The sequence below is a fragment of the Streptomyces sp. YJ-C3 genome, from assembly GCF_053891275.1.
On record NZ_CM132685.1, the window covers coordinates 4,900,328 to 4,922,869 of the forward strand.

Sequence of the window (22,542 nt, forward strand, 5' to 3'; positions counted from 1 at the left end):
GCGGTAGAAGTCGCCGGCTCCGGGTCGGTGGATGCCGTCGGCACCGTTCGTCCGCCGGCCGGGGGATCGCCGGCGCCGGTCCGTCAGGTCGGCTGCGGTGCGGGGTGCGGTTCGAAGCGGTAGCCGACGCCCCAGACCGTCTGGATCAGGCGGGGACGGGCCGGATCGTCCTCGACCTTGCCGCGCAGGCGTCGGATGTGCACCGTGACGGTCGACAGGTCGCCGAACTCCCAGCCCCATACCTCGCGCATCAGGTCCTCGCGGCTGTAGGCCCGTCCGGGGTGCCGCAGGAAGAAGGCGAGGAGGTCGAACTCCCTTAGGGTGAGCGCGAGTTCGGCGCCGTCACGGGTGGCGCGGCGGGCGCCGGGGTCGACGGTGAGGCCCGCGGCGCGCACCGGGTGCCGGTCGGTGTCGGGGCGGGCGCGGCGCAGTACCGACTCCACGCGCAGGACCAGCTCGCGGGGGCTGAAGGGTTTGGTGACGTAGTCGTCGGCGCCGACTTCCAGGCCGAGGATGCGGTCGTCCTCGTCACCCCGGGCGGTGAGCATGATCACCGGAACGGGGCCCCGCGCGCGCATCCGGCGGCAGACCTCCAGACCGTCCATGCCGGGCAGCATCAGGTCGAGCACCACGAGGTCGGGGCGGTGCGCGGCGGCGCGGGCGAGGGCGGCGGGGCCGTCACCCGCTCGGTCGACGTCGTAGCCGGCCCGGTCCAGGTACCCGGTGACGACCTCGGCGACGGTCGGATCGTCGTCGACGACCAGGACCCGGGCCGCCCCGTCCGGGGCCGGAGCCCTCTCGGGCTCGTATGACTGCTGCATTCCTCCACCCTGACACTCCTGCGCGACGGACGGAGGGCCCGGGGCGTGCGCGAGCGCGGACGTCCGTGTTTCGTAAGGAACCGAAGTCCCTAATGTCCGTTTGCCGCTCGTAGGGTGAAAGCCGTGACAACCCCATCAGCACCAGTGGTCGACGTGGTCCTGCCCTGCCTGAACGAGGCGGCGGCCCTCCCCTGGGTACTCGAACGCATTCCTCCCGGCTGGCGCGCGATCGTCGTGGACAACGGATCCACCGACGGTTCGGCCGACCTCGCCCGCGGCCTGGGCGCGCTGGTCGTGCACGAGCCGCGGCGCGGCTTCGGCGCCGCGTGCCACGCCGGCCTGGAAGCGGCCGGCGCCGACATCGTCTGCTTCTGCGACTGCGACGCCTCCCTCGATCCCTCCCTCCTGGTCCCCTTCGTGCGGGAGGTGCGCGCCGGTGCGGCCGATCTGGTGCTGGGCCGCCGCCGTCCGGCGGGCCGCGGCGTGTGGCCGGTCCACGCCCGCGTCGGCAACCGCGTACTGGCCCGCATGACGCGCCGCAGGACCGGCCTCGCCCTGCACGACCTCGGACCGCTGCGCGCCGCGCGCCGGGAGGCGCTGCGCGCGCTGGAGCTCACCGACCGGCGCAGCGGCTACCCGCTGCAGATGGTGGTGCGGGCCGCCGACTCCGGCTGGCGGGTCGTCGAGCACGACGTGCCGTACCTGCCGCGTACCGGCGTCTCGAAGGTGACCGGGACCTGGCGCGGCACCTGGCACGCGGTACGGGACATGCGCCGGGTGCTGGCGGAGCCGCCCGTGACCGCCGGATCCCCCGCACAGCAGACGTCCGGACGGCAGCAGTCCGTACAGGAAGGGCGTGTCCGGTGACCACGTTGCTCGTCATCGCCAAGGAGCCGCGCCCGGGGCGGGTCAAGACGCGGCTCACCCCGCCGTTCACGCCCGAGCAGGCCGCCTCACTGGCCGAGGCCGCTCTCGCGGACACGCTGGACACGGTGGCCGCCACCCCGGCGGACCGTCGCGTCCTCGTCCTCGACGGGGCTCCCGGGCCGTGGCTGCCGCCCAGCTTCGACGTCGTACCGCAGGTCGCGGGCGGTCTCGACGAACGGCTCGCGGCCGCGTTCGCCGGCTGCGCGGGGCCCGCTCTGCTGATCGGTATGGACACCCCGCAGGTCACGCCCGAACTGCTGAGCGTGGACCTCGCCGACGGCGACGCGTGGTTCGGCCCCGCGGCCGACGGCGGGTTCTGGGCTCTCGGCCTGGCCACGCCCGATCCTGCGTTGCTGCGCGGCGTGCCGATGTCGACACCGGAGACGGGCGCCGCACAGCGCGAGCGGCTCGTCGCCGCCGGGCTGCGGGTGCGGGATCTGCCGGAGCTGCGTGACGTCGACACCGCCGACGACGCCTGCGCCGTCGCCGCGCTGGCCCCCGGGAGCCGGTTCGCCGCCCGCCTGGCGCGATGTACGCCGGCGGTACGCCGATGAGCGCGCCGGTCGCCGGCACCGTGCCCTGGGCGAAGGCCGACCCGTACGCCGTCGCGTTGCGCGCCGGCCGGGGCCCGCTGTTCCTGCGCCGCACCGACGGCTGGCTGCTGCCGCTGGAGGTGGAGCGCTGGTGCGCGCGGGCCGACGCGGTGGACCGTGAGGTCCTCGACCGGTGCGAGGGCGCCGTTCTCGATGTGGGCTGCGGGCCGGGGCGCCTGGTGGCGGAGCTCGTCGTGCGCGGCCGGACGGTCCTCGGCGTCGATGTCAGCGAGGCCGCGGTCGACCGCACCGAACGCCTCGGTGGCCCGGCGCTGCGCCGCTCCGTCTTCGACCCGCTGCCGGGCGAGGGCCGCTGGGACAGCGTGCTCCTCATGGACGGCAACGTCGGCATCGGCGGGGAGCCCCGCGCCCTCCTGGAGCGGGTGACCCAACTCCTCGCCCCCGGCGGCCTGGTGCTCGTCGAGACAGCGCCCGTGGATGTCGACGAGCGCGCCCACGTGCAGGTCGTCGACGTCACCGACGGGCTCGCCGACGACCGCCCCTTCCCCTGGGCGCGCGTGGGCACCGAGGCACTGCTGCGGTACGCGAGCCGGGCGGGCCTGCGTCCTGTCGCTCAGTGGTCCTCGGGCGGGCGGCGCTTCGCCGCGCTGCGCACCCGCAGCTCCGACCGGACCAGCAGCAGCGCCGAGCCGCCGAAGAGCACACCGGTGAGCAGCAGCCAGCGAGGCAGGAATCCGGCCGCCGACTGGCCGGTGGCCGACGCGTAGCGCGCGTCCGCCATCCCGCTGATCAGCGGGAACCAGACGAGCAGCAGAAGCAGGGACAGCGCGGCCGGGACCCGCACGTACCCGGCCCGCTTCCGCTGCCCCACAGCCCCGGCCGCCGCGAGCAGCGACCGGTCCGCGGCCGCGTAGAGCGGCAGCAGCACGAGGTCGTGGAGCAGCGCGGCCCCGACGATCCACAGCGCCACACCGAGCCAGTCGTCGGCGAGCAGCCGTACACCTGCGTAGGCGGCGAGCACGAACGAACATGCGAACAGCAGGAGTTGGAGAGGGCTGCCCAGCGGAAGTCGGCGTGATGCCCGCACTGAACCGCCTGTCTTTTTCGTGTCGCTCACAGGTCACAGCCTTCCGAAGGTAAGCCGGGCCACCCATTTGGTGTTCAGGACACCGGGCGCCGCGGGCACGATGATCCGCGCGGGGTAGCCGTGGTCGGGGGACAGCGCCGCGCCGTTGACGGAGAGGGCGAGCAGCGAGCGCCCGTCGGCGACCTGGTTGGCGCGCAGCGCGGCGTGCCGGAACGCGCCGTGGCGCTGGAGGGACTCGACGAACACGCCCGGCAGGTCGGCGTCGTGGCCCACGAGCGCCGCGAGGTCCCGTAGCCGTACCCCGCGCCATGTCTGGTCGGAGGTGGACCAGCCTTCCACGCAGGCGATGGGCAACGCGGCGCTGTGCTGGGCGAGTCGGCCCAGTTCCGACCGGCTGAGCCGGACTGTTCCGTCGCGCCCGGTGACGACGAGGCGCCAGGAGTCCTCGCCGGTCTCCGTCGGGTGGATTCCCGCGTAGGCGGCGGCCTTGTTGATCTGGAAGCCGTTCGGTCCGCTGCCGGGTTCGGCGCCGCCGTGCGGGGCCAGGAGTGCGGTGCGTCGCAGCGGACCGTCGAAGCTGCGCCCGACCGTGGTGCCGAACAGCAGAAGCGAGCCACCGCCGACGAACCACAGTGCCCCGCGCCGCGAAACGGACGGCGCAGCCGGGTTCGGCGACACGAGTCCGCCCGCTCCTTCTTCTCCCCGGCGCATGCGCCGCACGTTGCGCAGCGCGGCCGGCACCTTGAGCGCCGCGTGTACGACGAACGCGGAGACGAAGACCCAGGCACCGTAGAAGTGCAGCGGGTAGAACGAGCCGGGGAAGAGGTAGTCGAGTTGGACGTTGAGCACGCCCGTCACGAACTCGAACAGGCCGCCGCCGACCAGCAGGAGCAGCGAGACCCGTTCCAGCGCATGGGCGACCGAGCGGACCGGGGGCAGTTCGAAGAGTCTGGGCACCACCGACCACAGCTTCGCCAGCAGGACGGGGATCAGCGTGACGCCGAGGGTGACGTGCACGCCCTGGTTCAGCCGGTACAGCCAGTGCGGGTGCGTGGGCCAGGCGAAGAGGTAGAAGCCGAGCAGCCCCTTGTCGGGGGTCTTGTCGTTCACCCGTGCCAGGTCCGGGTTGTACGCGGCGTACGAGAGGAGTCCTGTCACGAACAGCACGGTGATGCCGGCGAGCAGAACGAGGCCGAGGACCGAGGTGAGCCCGGGGCCGCGCAGCGGGCTGCGCCAGAAACCGGGAGAGGTGGGGAAGCGGGGAGCGTCGCGCATGCTGTGACCGTAGGACGGGATCACCCCGGAACCGGGTGCACGACCCATGACGAAACGCTGACGTCCGGCCCGGGCACTCCGGTCGGAGCCGCTCGTGGGCCTAGCGTTCCGGTGTGATCCGCACCGAACCCTCCCCCGGAACGAACGGCAGTCGCCGGGACCTGTACGCCGTCGTGGCGGCCGCTCTCCTCGTGGTGGCGGCCGTGCTGATCGGCCGGCACATCGAGCACACCCACCACACGCTGCACGTCGGCTGGCCGCCGCTGTACGCCAACTGGCTGCCCCATGTGGGTCCGGGCACCCCGGCGGCGCTCGCGGTGGCCGCGTCGATCGTGGCGTACGGTCCGCAGCTCGCGACGGCGCTGCGCTGGCGGACCCTGCTCGCCACGACCTGGGCGGCGGCCACCGCCTGGATCCTGTCCCTGGCGCTCGTCGACGGCTGGCACCGGGGCATCGCGGTCCGCCTCACCACCAAGTACGAGTACCTCCGGGTGATCGACCGCTTCCACGACATCCCCGCGACCTTGCGGGACTACACCCGGCACATCCTCATCGACTCCCCCGACCACTGGCCCGCCCACACCGCGGGACACCCGCCGGCGGCGCCGCTCACCTTCGTGCTGCTCGACCGGATCGGTCTGGGGGGCGGCGGGTGGGCGGGGATGTGGTGCATCGTCGTCGGCGCGACCGCGTCCGTGGCCGTGCTCGTCGCCGTGCGGGCGCTCGCCTCCGAGGAGTCGGCACGCCGCGCGGCGCCGTTCCTGGTCCTGGCGCCGGCCGCGGTGTGGATGGGCGCCTCGGCCGACGCCTACTTCGCGGCCGTCGCCGCGTGGGCGGTGGCCCTGCTCGCGCTGGCAGTGACCGGCCGCTCCGTGGGGTGGGCCGCCGCCGCGGGGCTGCTGTTCGGCCTGACCTGCTATCTCTCGTACGGGCTCACGCTCGTCGCCCTGATCGGGGCGGCCGTGCTGTTCCTCGGGCGCCAGCGCGTCCTGGAACGCCCTGCGGCCTTGGCCCTTCTCCTGCTCGCCGGGCTCGCCGTGGTCCCGGCCGTCTTCACGCTCGCCGGTTTCAACTGGTGGGAGGCGTACCGCCTGTTGACCACGCGCTACTACCAGGGCGCGGGCGGCATCCGCCCCTACGGCTACTGGGTGTGGGCCAACCTGGCCTGCACGGTCCTGATCGCCGGACCGGCCACGGTCGCGGGCCTGCGCCGGGCGGGCGCGCGACTCCTGCCGCGCCCGCGCCCTCGCCTCGCGGAGCCCTCCACCCGCCTCGCCCTGCTCGTCTCGGCCGCGCTGCTGGCGCTGCTGATCGCCGACCTGTCCGGCATGAGCAAGGCTGAGACGGAACGCATCTGGCTTCCCTTCACCATGTGGCTCCTCGCCTCCGGAGCGCTCCTCCCCCGGCCCCGCCCATGGCTCGCCGCCCAAGCGGCCCTGGCGCTGGCCGTCAATCATCTGCTGCTCACCGGGTGGTGACGGCAGAGGTCTGTCACCGACAGCCAAGACCTGCCGCGTCCCTCTGTTCCGGGGCGCCACCTCAGCAGCAGATGTGCAGTTTGTCCCCTAGTCGAACATGCGGCCGTCTCGCCACGCAAGACGTGCGTCTCACTCCGCGTTGACATCTCGATCCGGCAGTCTCGGCGCGACGCCGTTCGGAGCGTGCCGAGTTGACGTCCGCGTGACCTCGCCGGTGCTCAGGGCAGGCGCAGCCAGCCGCGGGCCGTGCGCCAGTGGCCTCCGTGGTCGAGGTGGTCGAGCAGGGCCCTCTGCAAGGTGTTGCGGCGTGGCAGTTCCGTGGTGTCGGTGGTGCCGGGCGGGGTGTGGAAGACGAACTCCAGGACCTCCGTGTCGCACGGTGGCCGGTCTCCGTGCGAGGTGAAGCGTCGTTGGAAGGCGAGGATGTTGGCGTCGGGGTCCAGGTGGTCGGCGAGGGTGTGGTCCAGCAGCCATGAGTGGCAGGTCGCGAAGGTGACCGTGTGCTCCGGGTAGTGGCGGGCGGCGAAGGAACGGGCCTCCTTGAAGGAGGCATCGCAGGCGGCGGGGGTCAGGGGTCCGTCGCCGGGGATGTGGACGTCGAGGACGGGTTCGCCTTCGCCGGGACCGTCCGCCGGGGCGGCCCGCGCGCCCCAGGACGCCGAGTCGTAGGTGCGGTGCTCGAACTGCAGGCGGCCCAGCCGGTTCAGCGTGCCGCGCAGATGGCGGCTGAGCCAGATCTGCCGGTCGAAGCCGCCGGTACCGTGCGCGAGGCGGTACCCGGCGAGCTTGGCCCCGAGGTCCGCGAGGGTCGCCCGCGTCACGCCGTCGGGGATGCCCCTGTCACGGCGCAGGGCGAGGGCGTGGGGCAGGGCGAGGAGGTAGAGGTGGGTGTAGAAGTAGCGGCCTGCCTCGCCGAGTGCGCCGGGGGCGTGCGGCCACTGATCGGCGCGCGGCGGGCCCTCGGCGGTGAACAGCGTCCGGTGGCAGTGGACGAGCGCCTCCCACAGGCGAGGGGTGCGCCCGGGGTCGGGCAGGGTCGCGAGCAGCGGAGCACGGTCGACGGCAGGGACCGCGAACAGGTCGAGGGCGGTGGCGGTCTCGGTCTCCGACCGGGGCTTCGGATCGGGCACCCGGGTGTCACCGGTCGGCGTGCACAGCGTGTCGATCCAGTCGTCGGCGTTCATCGGCTCGCCGCCTGTACGAGGAGGTGACGCAGTCGGTCGAAGCGGGCGAGGCTGTCGTCGAGGCCGCCGGGGCGGGAGCGCAGCAGCCAGCAGGCGCGCTGTTCGGCGAGCAAGGGGTCCAGGCGGCGCAGGAGTTCCGCGGCGGACGCCGGGGCGATGTGCGCGGCGGCGTCGGTGCCGGTGGTCGTCGGCTCGGTCGTGGATTCGGCCTGGAGGAGGTCCAGGGCGAAATCGGCCAGGCCGATGACGTGTCGCAGCTCCCTGAGCAGGGTCTGTCCGTCGCCCGCGGCCGGCTCCGACACGTCGAGATCGCGACGGCAGGCGTCCAGGGTGCGTCGGGCCTCGTCCAGGGCGGGCGCGGTGGGCAGGGCGGGCAGGGGCAGGGCGTCGTCGGGGCGCAGGGCGCGGATCAGCGGGGAGGCGTTGAGCAGGGGAACGCCCAGGCGTTCACCGAGTCGGCCGAGGCGGTCCAGGACGCCGCCGGTCACCCGGGCGGCGTCGAGCAGGAGGTGCTCGTCGAGGACACCGGCCGTGTCGAGGTCCCGGTTGGTGTCGAGGCACCAGCTGACGGCGCCGCCGAACAGGACCGGCGCGAAGGCGATGGACGGCGGCTCCCACATGCCGTGGTCGCCCCAGGAGGTGAGGAGGTATCCCCCGGCGCCGTGCTCGATCCCGGCCTCGGCGGCGTCGATGATGTTGGCTTCGGCGTTGTCGAGCCGGCCGAGGAGTGCGTTCCAGTTGCCGGCGCCGGGCGCCACCCAGAACGGCACGCCCGCTTTGTGCAGGGGCCCGGTGCGGGCGCGGAAGCCCTCCGCGAGCGCGTCGAGGTCGGTGCCGCGGCCCTTCCACCGTGCCGCCTCCGCGCTGTCGGCGGCGAGGACGGCCCGCGTCGTCGTGGGCGCGTCGTACTGCCAGACGACGGCGACGGCGCCGGGTGGCACGCGGGCCAGGAGTTCGGGGTGGTCGACGAAGACGTCGGCCCAGAACTCGACGGTGTATCCGGCGGTCAGCCACGGTTCCATGAGCGCGGTGACGTGGTCGAAGTAGACGGTGCCGAGGCCGTCGCGCTCGGCCTGCTCGCGGGAGGCGCCGGTGCCGAGTTCGAAGGGTTCGTCCGCGCCGATGTTCAGGCGTCTCGACCGCAGTACGCCGGTGACCTCCTTGAGGAGGGACTGGGCGAAGGCGGCGTTGTCCGGGGTGGGTGCGAGTGTGCCGGGTGGCTGGTGGACGCCGCCGCGGAGGTATCCGTCGGGGTTCTCGGCACGGTGTGCGTGGGCGGGATGGCGCAGGAAGCGCTCCATGTGGCCGAAGGTGTTCTGGTTCGGCACCAGGTCGATGCCCAGGGCGGCGCAGCGGGCGTCCAGCCAGCGCAGGTCGTCGTCGGTGAGAGGTGAGGCGTCCTGCCAGATCTCGCGGTGGGCGGCGAAGGCGTAGGTGTGCTCCGTGTAGAGCTCGAGCTGGTTGAAGCGGGCCAGGGCCAGGAGGTCGAGCCAGCGGGCGAGCGTGGCGCGGGTGGGGACGCGGTCGCGGCTGATGTCGAGGAGGAAGCCGCGGCGCTCGAAGTCCGGATGGTCGGTGATGGTGTAGCCGACCTCGGTGAAGTCGGCTCCGGCCCGCAGTTGGTCGAGAGTGGCGAGTCCGTGGCGCAGGCCGGCGGCGTCGGCGTGGGTGAGGGTGATGCCGTGGGGACCGGTGTGCAGGCGGTAGCCCTGAGCGGGCAGGTTCGGGTCCGCGGTGACCGTCACGGGTGCCCCGGTGGGGGCGCCGCCGGGAGTGGTGGTGAGGGTGCGGGGACGCGGGAAGGGGGTGACGGGCACGGACCGGCTCCTGGTTCGTGTGCGGGGTGGGGAGGGGGCCGGGAAGCACGGGACACGGGCCCGTGCTTCCCGGCATGGTGGGGGGGCTGACGGTCAGCAGCCGCCGTTGAGTTCGCAGATGTCCGAGCGGCGGGGGGAGACCTTGATGTCGTCGAACCACATGGAACTGTCGTACTTCGGCGCGAAGTTCGTCGTCGCGCCGCCGGCGAAGCTCGACCAGTACGCCTTGTCGATCTGGTCGGAGTTGGTGACGAACCGCAGGCCGGTGACCTTCGCGGCGGTCCTGCCGTTGTAGAAGACCTCGATCTCGCCGTCGGGGTTGGCCTGGCCGCCGGTGACGGTGTTGAGCTTGACGCGCTGGGCGACGTTGACCCATGCGCCCTTGGGCCAGTAGATGTCCTGGCCCGCCTGGTCCTTGAGGACGGTGTAGTCGCCGTACTGGCCCTCGTGGCCCATGTGGTAGTAGTACAGCGCCGCTTGGCCGTTCGCGGTGCGCCAGATGAAGCGGGACGAGAAGCCGTTGGTGCCGTCGCAGACCTGGCCGCCGGAGCAGGCGGCGCCGCCGGCGAGGCCCACGCCCAGCTTGCCCGCGTACTCGGTGGTGCCCCAGCTGAAGTCGCTCTGGAACTTCACCCAGAACGACAGGTAGTACTCGTTGGCCTTCGGTATCTGGAACGGGGCCTGTGCGCCGGAGTCCTCGGGGCCGATCTTGCCGCCGGGGTAGAGGACGCGCAGGCTCTTGGTCCCGCTGTGTGCCGGGGTGTTGTCCACGATCTGCGCGCGGTTGTCCATGCCGAGCGCCCAGGGGGCGGTCCAGCCGTCCTTGGCCCATTCGCCGAGGGGGTAGGGCCGACCGGCGGTGGGGCGCTCGAAGTCGTTGACGTTGGTGAGGGCCGTCGGGGCCGTCTGCCGGGCGGGGGTGGTGCCGGATGCCGGGACCGCGAGCGCGGTGGTGGCGAGTGCGGCCACGGCGGCCGCGCTGCTCCAGAGCTTGGTTCTGGTGCGCATGTGTGGGGCTCCTCTTTTCGTGACGCCGGCCGACGGCCGGCCCAGTGGGGTGGAAACAGAGGTGCTGGATCGTGCGGGTGCGGACGGGTCAGGCGAGCCAGCGCGTGAGCCCGTCGGCGATGAAGGCGTCCTCCTCTCGCAGCCACGGGTACAGGGCGCGGACGCGGGCGATCTCCTCGCCCTGTCCGGCGGACAGGCCCTCGGTGGGGTCGAGGCACCAGGTGCCTTCGAGCAGGCCCTGGCGGCGCAGCACTTCGTGGACTCCGGCGATGACCCCGGCGAACGCGTTGCGGACGTCGTAGACGGCGGCGTTGGCGTCGGTGTCGCCGGCGAGTCGGGTCAGGGCCCGCTGGCGTGCCGCCCCGTCACCGGCGCGCGCGGCGTGGACGTCGGCGAGGAGGCGGGCGGCGGAGCGGGTCCACACGGCCCAGTGGCCGAGCAGTCCGCCGGCGAAGTGCCGGACCACGGGCCCGCCCGGGCCATGGACGTGGAAGGGGGTGAGCAGGTCGTCGACGATGTTGTCGTCGTTGCCGGTGTAGAGCGCGACCTGCTCGCCGCGGTCGGACGCCGTGACGCCCTGGACGAGTTCGAGGGTGCGGTAGCGGTCGAAGGGGGCGGCCTTGACGGCGACGGTGGACTCCTGGTCGGCCAGGCGTCGCCAGTAGGAGGCGGGCAAGTACCGCCCGCCGACGGCCTCTTGGAGGTAGAAGCCGACCACGGGGAGCACCTCGCCGATCGCGGCCGAACGGTCCAGCAGGTCGTCGACGGTGGCTTCGGGCAGGCCCGCCGGCGAGACGAGGACGGCGTCGTAGCCCAGCTCGCGCGCCGTTTCGGCCTCATCGACGGCTTGGCGTACGGGGCCGCAGACTCCGGCGATGCGGACGAGAGGCCGTGCTTTTGCGTGGGCGGTCATGTCGTCCGCGGCGAGTTCGAGGACGGGGCGCAGCAGGCCGTGGTCGCGGATCGCGAACTGGGTGGTGTGGACGCCGACCGCGAGCCCTCCGGCACCGGCGTCCAAGTAGTAGCGGGTCAGGGCGCGTTGGCGGCGTTCGTCGAGGCGGCGCCCGGCATCGAGGGCGAGGGGATGGGCGGGGATCACGGTGTCGCGGCGGAGGAGGGCCCTGGTGTCGTGGGCCATGGCGGCGGGCATCAGAAGCGGCCGTCCCTGCGCTCGAACTTGGTGGGCTTGTCCCAGGTCTCGCCGCCCGCGAGGAGCCAGCTCGCCTGGAGGTCGATGAGCGCGCCGAGCGGCAGGTCCGGGTAGCCGAACAGGGCATGGCACCGCGTCGCGTCGCTGAGCAGGCTGGTGGCGGGCGGTTCGCCGGTGAACTCGGGCGTGACGTCGAGGCGTTCGGCCAGGCGCCGGGCGAGGGTGTGCACGCCCGCGGTCTCGGGTCCGGTGAGGTTGAGGGTGAAGGCCTCGTCGGCGGTGGCGCGGCCGATGGAGCGCAGGACGACCTCGTTGGCGTAGCGCTGCCAGACGACGTTGACGGCGCCGGTGGCGAGGTCGACCGGAGCACCGCGCAGCAGGGTGCGGGCCAGGTCGGCGAGGACGCCGTAGCGGGGTTCGACCGCGTAGTTGAGGCGGATCAGGGCGACCGGGGTGCCGAAGGCGCGGGCGGCGTTGCGGAAGACCTGTTCGCGGCCCAGGCAGGTGATCGCGTAGTCCCCGTCGGGTGCGGTGGGGTCGCTCTCCCGGGGGCCGCCGGTGACCGGGGCGGTCATGCCGTAGACGTTGCCGGTGGACAGGGCGACGGTGCGGGCGCCCGGATAGCGGCGGGCCACGTAGGCGGGCAGCACCGTGTTGCTCATCCATGCCTGCTCGGGCGCGGTTGCCGTGCCGAACTTCGCGCCGGCCAGATGGACGACCGTGCCGGCGTCCGGGAGTTCGTTCACGGCGGCCGGGTCGGACAGATCGGCGCGCAGCGTCCGGATCCCGCGCTTTTCGAGATGCGCGGCGAGGGAACTGTCCGTCCACCGGGACACGGCGATGACCTCGGTGTCCTTTCGCCCCGCCGCGTCGAGTGCGCGGCGCGCCATGACGGATATCCCCGTGCCTGTCTTGCCTCCGGCCCCCAGGACCAGCAATGGGCCGGCCGGCCAGTCGGCGGCCTCGGCGGACAACTCCGCTCCGGGGCGGGCGAGCTCGTCCTCCAATTCCGGAACGGTCCGGGGCAGGACTTTCATTGAGAACTCCCACGCTCAGAATTCATTCCTTTTTCGAGAATGAATTTCACGAATTTGTTGAGCTGCCGTCAAGAAAGCATGCGAAACCATGGGGCGCAAGGGGTTGACGCACGAGTTTGAATGCTGCAATCTCCCGGCATGAAGTCGGCAGATGAGAAGGATTCATTCCTTCGGGGACCCAAGTACCGACGCGTCGCCGAGCGGCTCCGTTCCGAGATAGCCAGGGGCATCTGGCCGGTGGGCGCCCAGTTGCCCGTGGAACGCGAAATGGCCGAGACCCTGGGCGTCAGCATCAACACGGTGCGGCGCGCGGTCGGCGAGCTCGTCGAGGACGGGACGATCCAACGGCGCCAGGGCGCAGGCACGTTCGTCTGCCCCCGGCCGGGATCCGCCCCGATGCCGCGCCGGCTCGTGGGGGTGCTGGTGCCGTCGACGACGTACTACTATCCGCGCGTCGTCGAGGGGATCCAGCAGGTCCTGCGCGAGGCGGGGGTCAGCGTGCTGCTCGCTTCCTCCGCCTACGATCTCGACGTCGAGCGCGACGAACTGCGCGGGATGCGCGAGACCGACCTGGACGGACTGCTCCTCGTCCCGAACCTGCACCTCATGCCCGATCCGCAGGACTACGTGGACGATCTGCGCCGGCTTCCCGTCCCCTACGTGCTGGTGGAGCGGCGTCCGGCCCGGCCCGCGCCGGACGACCCGACGTCGTACGTGCGCACCGACCACGCCGGCGGTGTGTGTCTGGCCCTGCGTCACCTGTACGGCCTGGGGCACCGCCGGATCGGTCACCTGGGGCGGCTCGCCACCGGCACGTCCGACCTGGTGGCCGAGGGCTTCGACGGCGCCTGCGCCCACCTCGGGCTCTCCGTGCCGGCCGAGGCCGTCACCCGCCGCAGGACCTGGACCCCCGAGGACATCTCCTTGTACGTGCGGACTTGTGTGGACGTCGGTCTCACCGCGGTGTTCTGCCTGGGCGACCGGGACGCGGCGGCCCTCGTGGTCGAGGCGCGGCGGCAGGGCCTGCGCGTTCCGGACGACCTCGCCGTGGTCGCCTACGACGACGAGGTCGCCGAGGTCGGCGACGTGCCCCTGACCGCGGTCTCACCTCCCAAGACCCAAGTGGGCGTGCTCGCCGCCCAGTTGCTGCTGGCCCGGATGAACGGCGGACCCGACACACCGGCGCAGCGGGTCGACCTGCTGCCCCGGCTGGTCGTCCGCGCATCGTGCGGCGGCGCGTCACCGTCGGGGCCGGGCACGACCGAGGCACGTTCTCCCGCCGTTCCGACGCTCTAGCCCCCCCCAACTCCACCGATCGGCCGCCGCGTTCGACCGTGCGCGCCGGTCCGGTCGGTCATGCCCGGACGACCCCGCCCCGCCGGGTCGTCACCCGTCCGAGCCCTCCCCAGAGGAGAACCACGTGACATCCGCTGCACCCTCCGGCCGGTTGCGCATCGGCCTGGTCGGAGCCGGCTCCGTCGGCGCCGACCATGTCCGGGCCGCCGCCGGAGCCGTCTCGTATGAGATCGCCGCGGTCTGCGACACCCGGCGGGAACTCGCCGGGCAACTCGCCCCGCCCGGCGCCCCGGTGTTCACCGAACACCAGGAGATGTTCGCGCGCGCCGGGCTCGACGCCGTGATCATCACGGCCCCGCACTCCCTGCACCTGCCGATGACGCTGGAGGCCGCGCGGGCGGGGCTGCACGTTCTGGTCGAGAAACCGATGGCCACGACCGTCGAGGACTGCACCACCATGATCGCCGCCTGCGAGCGGGCCGGAGTGCTGCTGGCCGTCGGGCACGTCATCCACTTCGACCCCGTCGCGCGCGAGGCACGCCGCATCCTCACCTCGGGGCGCTACGGGACACCGCACCTGATTGCCCATCGCCGCTCCGCTCACTACACCCCGGGGTCGCGGCCCTCCTGGTTCTTCGACCCGGTCGTCGCAGGCGGCGGCATCGTCCTCAACGTAGGCACCCACGGGCTGGACCGTATCCAGTGGTTCGCCGGCTCCCCCGTCGCCCGGGTCACCGGAACCGTCCGCGGCCGCCCCGGCATGGACGTGGAGACGGACGCGCTCGCCCTGATCGACCTCGAGAACGGCGTCAGCGCCAACATCACCCTCACCAGCCGCGGCGTGCCCTTCTACGACGAGACCGAGATCATGCTCGACGAGGCCACGCTCCGGCTGTCCCACCACGACGGCCTCAGCCTCCTGCGCGGCGGCCGGTCCGAACCCCTGGCCGACCGCGGCCCCGGGCACGAGCGGGCCTTCCGCGCCCAACTGGACGGCTTCGCCGCGGCCGTTCGCGGTGAGGACGCCGCCGCGTACGTGACCGGCGACTACGGCCGCTCGGTCGTCGCCGCGGCCCTGGCCGTCTACGCGGCGTCCGAGCGCGCCGCGCCCGTCGTGCTCGGCGCCCCGGCCCCGGTACCGGCCTCATGAGCCGACTCGCCTTCAGCACGCTCGGATGCCCCGAGGCCGATGTCGACGAGGTGATCCGCCTCGCCCGCGCCCACGGCGTGACGACGGTCGAACTGCGGTGCACCGAAGGTCAGTTGATCGCCCCCGGCACTCCGCCCGACAAGGTCGCCCGGCTCGCCACGACGCTGAGCGGGGCAGGTCTGAGCGTGGCCTGTCTCGCGTCGTACGTCCGCCTCACCGGCGGCCCCGAACAGCTGGAACTGCTCGTCGACGTCCTCGGCCAGGCGGCCCGGCTGGGCACCGACGGGGTGCGCGTCTTCGGCGGCGAGTACGACGGCACGCCCGGCGAACGGCGGCGGCGTGCGGTCCGCATGCTGGCCGCGGCGGCTCCGCACGCGGAGGACCTCGGGGTGTCGATCCTGCTGGAGACCCACGACGCTTTCCTCACCGGCGACCTGGTCGCGCAGGTCCTCGAAGGGGTCGACTCCCCCGCCGTCGGTGCCGTCTGGGACGTGGTCAACCCCTGGCGGGCCGGCGAGCCCCTGGCCGCCACCGCCCGCCGACTGGCCCCCTGGCTCCGGCACGCCCAGCTCAAGGACGTCGCCACCACGACCGACCTGCGGCCCGTACTCCCCGGGCACGGCGCCGTGCCACTGCACGACATGCTCCGCGCGCTGCGGCAGATCGACTACACCGGCCCGCTCAGCCTGGAGTGGGAACGCGCCTGGTACCCGGACGCCGACCCGCTCGACCACGCCCTCACCGCATTCCGGTCCCTCTTCGACGGTCCCGGGCGTCCATGACGGCGGGCGCGAACGGCACGGCCGCTTCCGCCTCCCTCGCCCCGGACCCCCTCTTACGGCGCTGCCGGTGCCCGCAGCGGCCTCCGCGCCGTCGCGTCCCCGACCCCGCACGGCCTCGTACTCGTCCCCTCCCACGACAAGGAGTGCACCATGCGCATCGCACCGCACGGCCGGTCCCCCGGCAGACGCACCGTCCTGCGCGCCGCTCTCGGTACCACCCTCGCGGCGGCGACCGCCGGGTGCGGCACCGCGGCCGCCGATCGCCGGAACCCGGACGGCCCGCTCACCCTGTGGTCCGCCCTGCGCGGGACCGACACCATGGTCGCGAAGTGGAACGAGCTTCACCCCGACGACCCCGTGGTCTTCGACATGGTCACCTCCGGCCTCGCGGGCGGCAACGCCAAGCTGTCCAACGCGGCCCGCGCGGGCAACGCCCCCGACATCGTCTCGCTCGTCGACGCAGACCTGCCCTCGTTCGCGATCGACGGCGTCTGCGCCGACGTCACCGCTCTCGTCACCCCGCGGCTGCGCTCCCAACTCGGGCCGCAGGCGTGGACCAACGCCGAACTGGGCGGCCGTGCGTGGGGCATCCCGCTCGACCTCGGGCCGATGATGTTCGTCTACCGCGAGGACATCCTGCGCAAGCACCGCATCCAGGCGCCGACGACCTGGGCCGAGTACCGGGACGCCGCACGTCGCCTCAAGCGGTCCGACCCCCGGCTGCGCCTGGGCACCCTGCACCCCAACGCGTACAACGTGCTCGCCGCCCACGCCATGCAGGCCGGCGGTCAGTGGTTCGACATCACCGACGATGCCTGGAAGGTGGACTTCCTGGACGAATCCTCGGTGCGCGTCGCCGAGTTCTGGCAGTCCATGGTCGACGAGGACCTGCTCATGGTCGCCCCCGGCAGCAGCCAGGAATGGATGTCGGCCCTCGCCGGCGGCCGCGTCGCCTCGCACCTGGTGGGGCCGTGGGGCCTCGCAGCCCTGTCCCGCACGGTCCCCGACACCGCCGGCAGCTGGCGGGCGGCACCGCTGCCGCAATGGGACCCGGACAAGCCGGTGGTCGGCACGGACGGCGTCTCCGTCCACGCCATCACCGCCGACAGCAACAAGAAGGAGCGGGCGATGAAGTTCATCGAGTGGCTCACCACATCACCCGAGGCCATCGTCGCCCGCCTCGGCGGCGGCACGTCCAGCCTCTTCCCCGCCGCCACCGACCTCGTCAGGCCCGCGTCCCGCCAGTTCACGCCCGACTTCTACGCGGGGCAGAACGTCTACGGGCTGTTCGCCGGCCAGTCGAAGATCCTGCGCACCGGCTGGGTCTGGGGTCCGCGCATGCAGGCCACCGCGACGTCCCTGCACCAGGCTCTCGCCCGGCTCAAGTACGGCACCACCATCACGGACGCCCTGCGCCAGGCGCAGGCGGAGACGCTGCCGGACCTGCGCAGCCTGGGACTCTCGGTGAGGACGGCATGAGCACCATCACCCGGCCCACCACGGCTGCCACCGCACGCACCCGCCGCAGCGCCACGGCCCCGGCCCGACGGACCGGCCGCGCCTCCCGGCGCGTCGCCGTCGGTGTGCTGCTCGGTCCGTTCGTGGCCCTGCTGCTCGCCGTCTTCATCCTGCCGACGCTGTACGCGCTCTACCTGAGCTTCTTCTCCACCACCCACGAAGGACTCGGCTTCGGCAATGCGCACACCGCGTGGGCCGGGCTGCGCAACTACGCGGCCGTGCTGGACGATCCGTCGTTCGTCCGCGGTGTCGGCATCACCTTGCTGTACGCGCTGGTGTTCATCCCCGCCGTCGTGGCCGGCGCCCTGGTCCTCGCCCTGCTGTTCGACTCCGGCTGGATCCGCGCCCGCCCGCTCAGCCAGACGGTGCTGTTCGTCCCGCACGCCGTGCCCGGGATCATCGCCACGGTGATCTGGCTGTACCTCTACACGCCGGGCATCTCCCCGGTGCTCGGGGCGCTGGAGGACCTCTCGGTCGACGTCGACTTCCTGTCGCTCGACATGCTCGTACCGTCCCTGGTGAACATCGCGATGTGGAGCGGTCTCGGCTACACGACGGTGATCTTCTTCGCGGCGCTGCGCGCGATACCCCCCGACGTCACCGAGGCCGCCGCGGTGGACGGCGCCGGCCCCGTGCGCACCGCGCTGCGGATCAAGGTGCCGATGATCCGCAGCACCGTCACCACGATCGTCATCTTCACCACCATCGGGGCGCTGCAGCTGTTCACCGAACCGATGCTGCTGAGCAAGACCAGCCCGCTGGTGGGTCCGCGGTTCACCCCCAGCATGTACATCTACGACGCCGCGTTCACCCGCAACAACTACGGCCTCGCGGCCGCCGCCTCCATGCTGCTCCTCGGCGTGTGCTGCCTCCTGTCCTTCGCCGTCACCCGAGTGACCGCGGAACGCCCGAAGAAGGTGAGAGCGTGACGACGACCATCCCCTCCCCGAGACGCCGGTCCACGGTGCCGAACAGCCCTGCCGGCAGCGGCCGTTGGTCCAGCCGGACCGTGGCGAACCTGCTGGTCGCCGTCGCCGCTCTGTACGCTTTGCTCCCGCTGGTCTGGCTGCTCATGGCATCGACCGTCGACCGGCAGTCGCTGTTCGCGTCCGACTTCTTCGACCCGAAGAACTTCGCGCTGCTGGACAACCTCCGTGCGCTGCTGGACGAGGGCGACGGAATCTTCCTGCGCTGGTACGGCAACAGCCTGCTGTACGCGGTACTCGGCGCGGGGCTCGGCGCGCTCATCAGCGTCGCGGCCGGATACGCCTTCGAGAAGTACGAGTTCGCCGGAAAACGGCAGCTCTTCGCGCTGGTCCTGGTGTCCGTGATGGTGCCGGCCACCGTCCTGGCCCTCCCGCTGTACCTGATGGTCTCCGGCGTGCACCTGGCCAACACCGTGTGGTCCGTGTTCGTCCCCGTCCTGTTCAACCCCTTCGGGGTCTACCTGGGACGGCTGTTCGCGGCCTCGTACGTGCCCGGCGAAGTCCTCGAGGCCGCGCGCGTGGACGGGGCCGACGAGCTGCGGACCTTCCTGTCGGTAGGACTGCGGATGATGGCCCCGGGCTATGTGACGATCTTCCTGTTCCAGCTCACCGCGATCTGGAACAACTTCTTCCTGCCGCTGGTGATGCTCAACGACGAGAAGCTCTACCCGCTCAGCCTCGGCCTCTACAGCTGGAACGCCGCCGCACCGATCGTTCCCGACTACTACCCGCTCATGGTGATCGGTTCCCTGCTGGCGCTCCTGCCGCTGGTGATCGCGTTCGTGCTGCTGCAGCGGTTCTGGAAGTCGGGGCTCACCGCGGGTTCCGTGAAGTAGCCGCACGGCGTGCGGGCCGGTCGGCCGAGGTCCGCGACGGGCTCGGCCGACCGGACGTGCGGTGCGGGCGCCCGTGATGTCGGGCGGCGTTTTGCCGAGCCGGCAACAGAAGTGGCGGGACCCGATGCGGTGGGACGACAGTGGGCCCGTGACTGACAACATTTCGGCAGGATCGACTGCGTTCGGCGCGTCACCGACGGGTGACGGATACGTCGGAGACCCCGCGGTGCGGGCAGAGTGGGACAACCGGTACGCCGACCGGGCGCAGCTGTGGAGCGGTCAACCGAACGGTGCGCTGGTGGCAGAGGTCTCCGGGCTCACCCCGGGGCGGGTGCTCGACGTCGGCTGCGGCGAGGGCGCGGACGCCATCTGGCTCGCGCGCGGCGGCTGGGACGTGACCGCGCTCGAGGTCTCCGGAGTGGCACTGGAGCGGGCCGCCGAGCATGCGCGGGACGCCGGCCAGACCGTTCGCTGGGTGCACGCCACGCTGACGGAGGCGGCGCTCCCGCCGGCCTCCTTCGACCTGGTCTCCGCGCAGTACCCGGCCCTCCTGCGCACCCCCGACGCCGCCGCCGAGCGCGCGCTGCTCGCGGCCGTCGCGCCCGGCGGCGTCCTGCTGCTCGTGCACCATGCGGGGATGGACACGCACGGCCCGGACGACGGCGGCTTCGACCCGGCCGACTACGTCTGGCCGTCGATGGTCTCCGCCCTGTTCGACGAGGACTGGGAGGTGCAGGTCGACGAGGAGCGACCGCGGGTGGCGCCCGAGGGCGGGGCCGGGGCGCATCACACGGACGACGTGGTGGTGCGCGCGCGCCGGCTGCGCTGAGACCGCTCCGCTTCCTCCAGGCGAGCGAGCGGCTGATCGGCGGGGTGGCAGCGCGGTAGAACGAGGGGCACCGCCCGTCACACCCGGGATCCAAGACCCACGAGGCGGTGCGGTCCCTCGGCTCCCTCGGGGGCGGGACCGCCACCGGCCCCGACGTGGAGGCGAACATCTACTGAGCCGGCCGGGCGCTCAGGAGCGCAGCGCGGCCTCGCCGGAGCGGACGGCACGCAGGGCGCGTTCGACGGTCTCCTCGCTCTCGCCGACCGGTGCCACGTAGTCGAGGACGTCGCGCGCGGCCGGCCCCCCGAGCGTGCGGGTGATGACCCAGGTGGCGAGGTACTGCGCTGCCAGGCAGCCGCCCGCCGTGGCGATGTTCCCCTCGGCGTGGAAGGGGGCGTCCAGCACGGTCACGTCGCAGGCTTCCACGAAGGGCTGGCTCGTCCGGTCCGTGCAGGCCGGCATGCCCGTCAGCAGCCCGAGCCGGGCCAGCACCGGTGCGCCGGAGCACTGCGAGCCGATCAACTGACGTACGGGGTCGAGCGAGAGCCGGGAGATCAGCCGGTCGTCGGCGACCACCTCGCGTGTCTGCACCCCGCTGCCGATCAGCACGACATCGGCCTCGGTCACGAATTCCATGGGCCGTTGCCCGGCCACCTCGACGCCGCTCATCGAAGTGACCCGCGGCGCCGGCGTCGTGATGAAGGCCTCCAGGCCGTCCTTGCGGCAGCGATCGCCGATCGGAACCGGGCCCGGCGGGACTCAGCGCCCGGGGCCCCTGCGTGACGTACAACTGACCAGCCGGTAGGGCGATTTCACCCCTCGCCCCCACTCCGCTCTCCCCCATTCCGGGCGAGGTCTCCGGACCCGGGGGTCTCGGCGCACACACTCCCCTCGGTCGGCCTCTCGGCCGCCGACGGCACGTCGGTGACGGGCAGAGCCTTGGCCGAGCGCCCGCCGACGGCGGGGGCGAAGAAGATCGCCAGGGTGGTGAGCGCGAGGACGGCGATCATGGCGGTGCGCAGGCCGTAGTGGTCGCCGAGGAAGCCGAGGCCGGGAGGGCCGACGAGGAAGGCGATGTAGCCGATCATCGCGACCAGGCTGACCCGGGCCGCCGCGTCGGGGCCGGAGTCACCCGCGGCCGAGAGGGCGACGGGGAACCCGAGCGAGGCCCCCAGCCCCCAGAAGAGGACCGCGGCGCCGGCCAGGACGGCCGAGTCGGCGAAGACGACCAGGGCGATGCCGAGGGTCGCGGAGACGGCGCTGGCCCGGACGACGGGGGCGCGGCCGAGACGGTCGATGAAGAACCCGCCGGAGAAGCGTCCCAGGGTCATGGCCGCCGCGAAGCCCGCGTAGACGGCCGAGCCCAGAGCGGGGTCGACGTCGTGGCCGTCGACCATGAGCAGCGGCAGCCAGTCGTTCGCCGCTCCTTCGGCGAGCGCCATGGCCAGGATGACGCCACCGATCAGGAGCAGCCTGTTGTCCTTCCAGAGCCGCGCTCGTGATGATCCGGTGTGCTCCTGGGCCGGCCGGACGCCGCTGCGCTTGCCCACGGCGCCGGGAATGGCCCGGATTCCGTAGGCGAACATGCCCGCCGTCACGGCGAACACGGCCGCCATGTGCCACAGCACCGGGAAGTCGACGGCGGTGCACCAGATGCCGATCCCCGCCCCCACGACGGTTCCGAGGCTGAAGAAGCCGTGCAGCGTGGGCAGGACCGTCCGACCGGTGACCTGCTCGACCTCGGCACCGTCGATGTTGATCGCGACCTCCCCGCCACCCATCCCGGCGCCGAAGAGGAACAGTCCGGACGTGACGGCGGGGGCGGAGGAGAGCATCGCGCCGCCGCCGATGACGGCGAGGCCGAGGATGACGAGCAGGGTGCCGACGCCCATGACGGGACGGGTGCCGAAGCGGGCGACGAGCGCTCCGGAGCCGAGGATGCCGGCCATGGAGCCGACGGACAGTCCGAACAGGACGAGCCCCATCTGCGCGGTCGAGGCGTCGAGTCGGTCCCTGATGTCGGGTGTGCGGGTCACCCAGGAGGAGATCGACAGGCCGGGTATGAGGAAGAACAGGAACAATGCTGTCCGGCGGCGGCGCGTGGCCAGGTCCATGAGGTCTCTTTCACGTGAACGCGGCAGGGTGGTGACACCAGCGACTGAGTATGTACAAACGTACACGCCCGCGGAGGCAGGAGGCAGAGGATCACGTGACCGGTACCTCTCGTGGCCCGAACGACCCGGGACGCCGGGACCGCATCATCGACGCGGCACTGGACGTCATCGCCGAACACGGGGTCACCGGCGCCACACACCGGCGTATCGCCGAGGCCGCGGGAGTTCCGCTCGGGTCGATGACCTACTACTTCGGGGGCATGCAGGACCTGTTGATCGAAGCTTTCACCCGTCTCGCCGAGTCGATGTCCGCCCGCTACCACCAGCAGCTGCGCGCCGCCGACACGGTCACGGAGGCGCGCGCCGCCGTGGTGGAGATCATCTGCGGGCCGCAGCACGGAAGCCGCCGGGAGCTCATCCTCTGCTACGAGCTGTACGCCTTCGCCTCGCGCAATCCAGCGCTGCTCGGGGTCATCAGGTCCTGGCTGAACGCCAGTCGGACGTCGCTGAGCAGGCACTTCGATCCTCGGACGGCTCGCGCTCTGGACGCGCTGGTGGAGGGCCTGTCCATCCACAATTCGCTGGACGCGGAGCCGATGCCGCGCGAGGACGTCGCCGCCATCGTCGAAGCGGTCGGCGTCAATCTCCCGCCCCAGGATCCTGACCGCGCCTGAACCTGTGCGCACCGGCCAC

21 protein-coding genes are annotated in these 22,542 nt (G+C 72.5%); 12 read left to right on the forward strand and 9 right to left on the reverse strand.

Going from position 1 to position 22,542, the window contains the following annotated elements:
- Positions 1 to 83: 83 nt before the first annotated feature.
- The gene (locus ACVHNB_RS21870) at positions 84 to 821 is read right to left on the reverse strand and encodes a response regulator transcription factor (protein ID WP_428957031.1); all 738 of its coding nucleotides are present in this window, start codon (positions 819 to 821) and stop codon (positions 84 to 86) included.
- A gap of 114 nt (positions 822 to 935) precedes the next feature.
- Here ACVHNB_RS21870 and ACVHNB_RS21875 point away from each other — a divergent pair, with 114 nt between their 5' ends.
- From ACVHNB_RS21875 to ACVHNB_RS21885, 3 genes are read left to right on the forward strand one after another with little or no spacing between them, the layout of a single operon-like run.
- Entirely contained in the window at positions 936 to 1,688 is a 753-nt protein-coding gene (locus ACVHNB_RS21875) for a glycosyltransferase family 2 protein (RefSeq protein ID WP_428957030.1), read from the forward strand.
- Complete coding sequence (locus tag ACVHNB_RS21880; protein ID WP_456225651.1) at positions 1,685 to 2,302, forward strand: TIGR04282 family arsenosugar biosynthesis glycosyltransferase; 618 nt, start codon at positions 1,685 to 1,687, stop codon at positions 2,300 to 2,302. The genes ACVHNB_RS21875 and ACVHNB_RS21880 overlap by 4 nt, the downstream gene beginning before the upstream one ends.
- Positions 2,299 to 3,069, forward strand: coding sequence for a class I SAM-dependent methyltransferase (locus tag ACVHNB_RS21885; RefSeq protein ID WP_428957028.1), 771 nt, complete (start codon positions 2,299 to 2,301; stop codon positions 3,067 to 3,069). The genes ACVHNB_RS21880 and ACVHNB_RS21885 overlap by 4 nt, the downstream gene beginning before the upstream one ends.
- Positions 3,070 to 3,422: 353 nt before the next feature.
- Here the strand turns inward: ACVHNB_RS21885 and ACVHNB_RS21890 are convergent, their stop codons facing one another.
- Entirely contained in the window at positions 3,423 to 4,664 is a 1,242-nt protein-coding gene (locus ACVHNB_RS21890; RefSeq protein WP_456225652.1) for a molybdopterin-dependent oxidoreductase, read from the reverse strand.
- A 113-nt stretch (positions 4,665 to 4,777) separates the two neighbouring features.
- Between ACVHNB_RS21890 and ACVHNB_RS21895 the strand changes: the two genes are divergently transcribed.
- A complete protein-coding gene (locus ACVHNB_RS21895) occupies positions 4,778 to 6,142 on the forward strand; it encodes a hypothetical protein (RefSeq protein ID WP_428957026.1) in 1,365 nt (454 codons plus the stop codon).
- A gap of 218 nt (positions 6,143 to 6,360) precedes the next feature.
- Here the strand turns inward: ACVHNB_RS21895 and ACVHNB_RS21900 are convergent, their stop codons facing one another.
- The 5 genes from ACVHNB_RS21900 to ACVHNB_RS21920 all read right to left on the reverse strand — a co-directional run bounded on the left by ACVHNB_RS21900 (position 6,361) and on the right by ACVHNB_RS21920 (position 12,338).
- Positions 6,361 to 7,326: an acyltransferase domain-containing protein gene (locus ACVHNB_RS21900; protein WP_456225653.1), complete on the reverse strand. Its 966-nt coding sequence runs from the start codon at positions 7,324 to 7,326 to the stop codon at positions 6,361 to 6,363.
- Complete coding sequence (locus tag ACVHNB_RS21905; protein ID WP_456225654.1) at positions 7,323 to 9,143, reverse strand: family 20 glycosylhydrolase; 1,821 nt, start codon at positions 9,141 to 9,143, stop codon at positions 7,323 to 7,325. The genes ACVHNB_RS21900 and ACVHNB_RS21905 overlap by 4 nt, the downstream gene beginning before the upstream one ends.
- 93 nt (positions 9,144 to 9,236) lie before the next feature.
- Positions 9,237 to 10,151: a polysaccharide lyase gene (locus ACVHNB_RS21910; RefSeq protein ID WP_456225655.1), complete on the reverse strand. Its 915-nt coding sequence runs from the start codon at positions 10,149 to 10,151 to the stop codon at positions 9,237 to 9,239.
- Positions 10,152 to 10,239: 88 nt separating this feature from the next.
- Positions 10,240 to 11,301 carry a dihydrodipicolinate synthase family protein gene (locus tag ACVHNB_RS21915; protein ID WP_456225656.1) on the reverse strand — a complete coding sequence of 354 codons (1,062 nt, stop codon included), beginning with the start codon at positions 11,299 to 11,301 and terminating at the stop codon, positions 10,240 to 10,242.
- Positions 11,301 to 12,338 carry an NAD-dependent epimerase/dehydratase family protein gene (locus ACVHNB_RS21920; RefSeq protein ID WP_456225657.1) on the reverse strand — a complete coding sequence of 346 codons (1,038 nt, stop codon included), beginning with the start codon at positions 12,336 to 12,338 and terminating at the stop codon, positions 11,301 to 11,303. The genes ACVHNB_RS21915 and ACVHNB_RS21920 overlap by 1 nt, the downstream gene beginning before the upstream one ends.
- Before the next feature lie 138 nt (positions 12,339 to 12,476).
- On the opposite strand from ACVHNB_RS21920, the gene ACVHNB_RS21925 reads away from it, so the two are divergent.
- The 7 genes from ACVHNB_RS21925 to ACVHNB_RS21955 all read left to right on the forward strand — a co-directional run bounded on the left by ACVHNB_RS21925 (position 12,477) and on the right by ACVHNB_RS21955 (position 19,735).
- Positions 12,477 to 13,634, forward strand: coding sequence for a GntR family transcriptional regulator (locus ACVHNB_RS21925; protein WP_456225658.1), 1,158 nt, complete (start codon positions 12,477 to 12,479; stop codon positions 13,632 to 13,634).
- Between the two features lie 124 nt (positions 13,635 to 13,758).
- The gene (locus ACVHNB_RS21930; RefSeq protein WP_456225659.1) at positions 13,759 to 14,784 is read left to right on the forward strand and encodes a Gfo/Idh/MocA family protein; all 1,026 of its coding nucleotides are present in this window, start codon (positions 13,759 to 13,761) and stop codon (positions 14,782 to 14,784) included.
- Positions 14,781 to 15,566, forward strand: a complete 786-nt coding sequence (locus ACVHNB_RS21935; protein ID WP_456225660.1) for a sugar phosphate isomerase/epimerase family protein — start codon at positions 14,781 to 14,783, stop codon at positions 15,564 to 15,566. Before ACVHNB_RS21930 ends, ACVHNB_RS21935 begins: the two co-directional genes overlap by 4 nt.
- 150 nt (positions 15,567 to 15,716) lie before the next feature.
- Complete coding sequence (locus tag ACVHNB_RS21940) at positions 15,717 to 17,045, forward strand: extracellular solute-binding protein (protein WP_428957017.1); 1,329 nt, start codon at positions 15,717 to 15,719, stop codon at positions 17,043 to 17,045.
- Positions 17,042 to 18,013: a carbohydrate ABC transporter permease gene (locus tag ACVHNB_RS21945; protein WP_428957016.1), complete on the forward strand. Its 972-nt coding sequence runs from the start codon at positions 17,042 to 17,044 to the stop codon at positions 18,011 to 18,013. Before ACVHNB_RS21940 ends, ACVHNB_RS21945 begins: the two co-directional genes overlap by 4 nt.
- Before the next feature lie 35 nt (positions 18,014 to 18,048).
- The gene (locus ACVHNB_RS21950; RefSeq protein ID WP_428957767.1) at positions 18,049 to 18,906 is read left to right on the forward strand and encodes a carbohydrate ABC transporter permease; all 858 of its coding nucleotides are present in this window, start codon (positions 18,049 to 18,051) and stop codon (positions 18,904 to 18,906) included.
- Positions 18,907 to 19,054: 148 nt separating this feature from the next.
- Positions 19,055 to 19,735, forward strand: coding sequence for a class I SAM-dependent methyltransferase (locus ACVHNB_RS21955; RefSeq protein ID WP_428957015.1), 681 nt, complete (start codon positions 19,055 to 19,057; stop codon positions 19,733 to 19,735).
- A 189-nt stretch (positions 19,736 to 19,924) separates the two neighbouring features.
- On the opposite strand, the gene ACVHNB_RS21960 is transcribed toward ACVHNB_RS21955, so the two are convergent.
- Together ACVHNB_RS21960 and ACVHNB_RS21965 are read right to left on the reverse strand one after the other, a co-directional pair.
- Positions 19,925 to 20,473, reverse strand: a complete 549-nt coding sequence (locus tag ACVHNB_RS21960; RefSeq protein ID WP_456228924.1) for an AraC family transcriptional regulator — start codon at positions 20,471 to 20,473, stop codon at positions 19,925 to 19,927.
- Between the two features lie 74 nt (positions 20,474 to 20,547).
- On the reverse strand, positions 20,548 to 21,849 hold the full coding sequence (locus ACVHNB_RS21965; RefSeq protein WP_428957014.1) for an MFS transporter: 1,302 nt from the start codon (positions 21,847 to 21,849) through the stop codon (positions 20,548 to 20,550).
- Positions 21,850 to 21,944: 95 nt separating this feature from the next.
- On the opposite strand from ACVHNB_RS21965, the gene ACVHNB_RS21970 reads away from it, so the two are divergent.
- On the forward strand, positions 21,945 to 22,523 hold the full coding sequence (locus ACVHNB_RS21970) for a TetR/AcrR family transcriptional regulator (protein WP_456225661.1): 579 nt from the start codon (positions 21,945 to 21,947) through the stop codon (positions 22,521 to 22,523).
- Positions 22,524 to 22,542 lie beyond the last annotated feature (19 nt).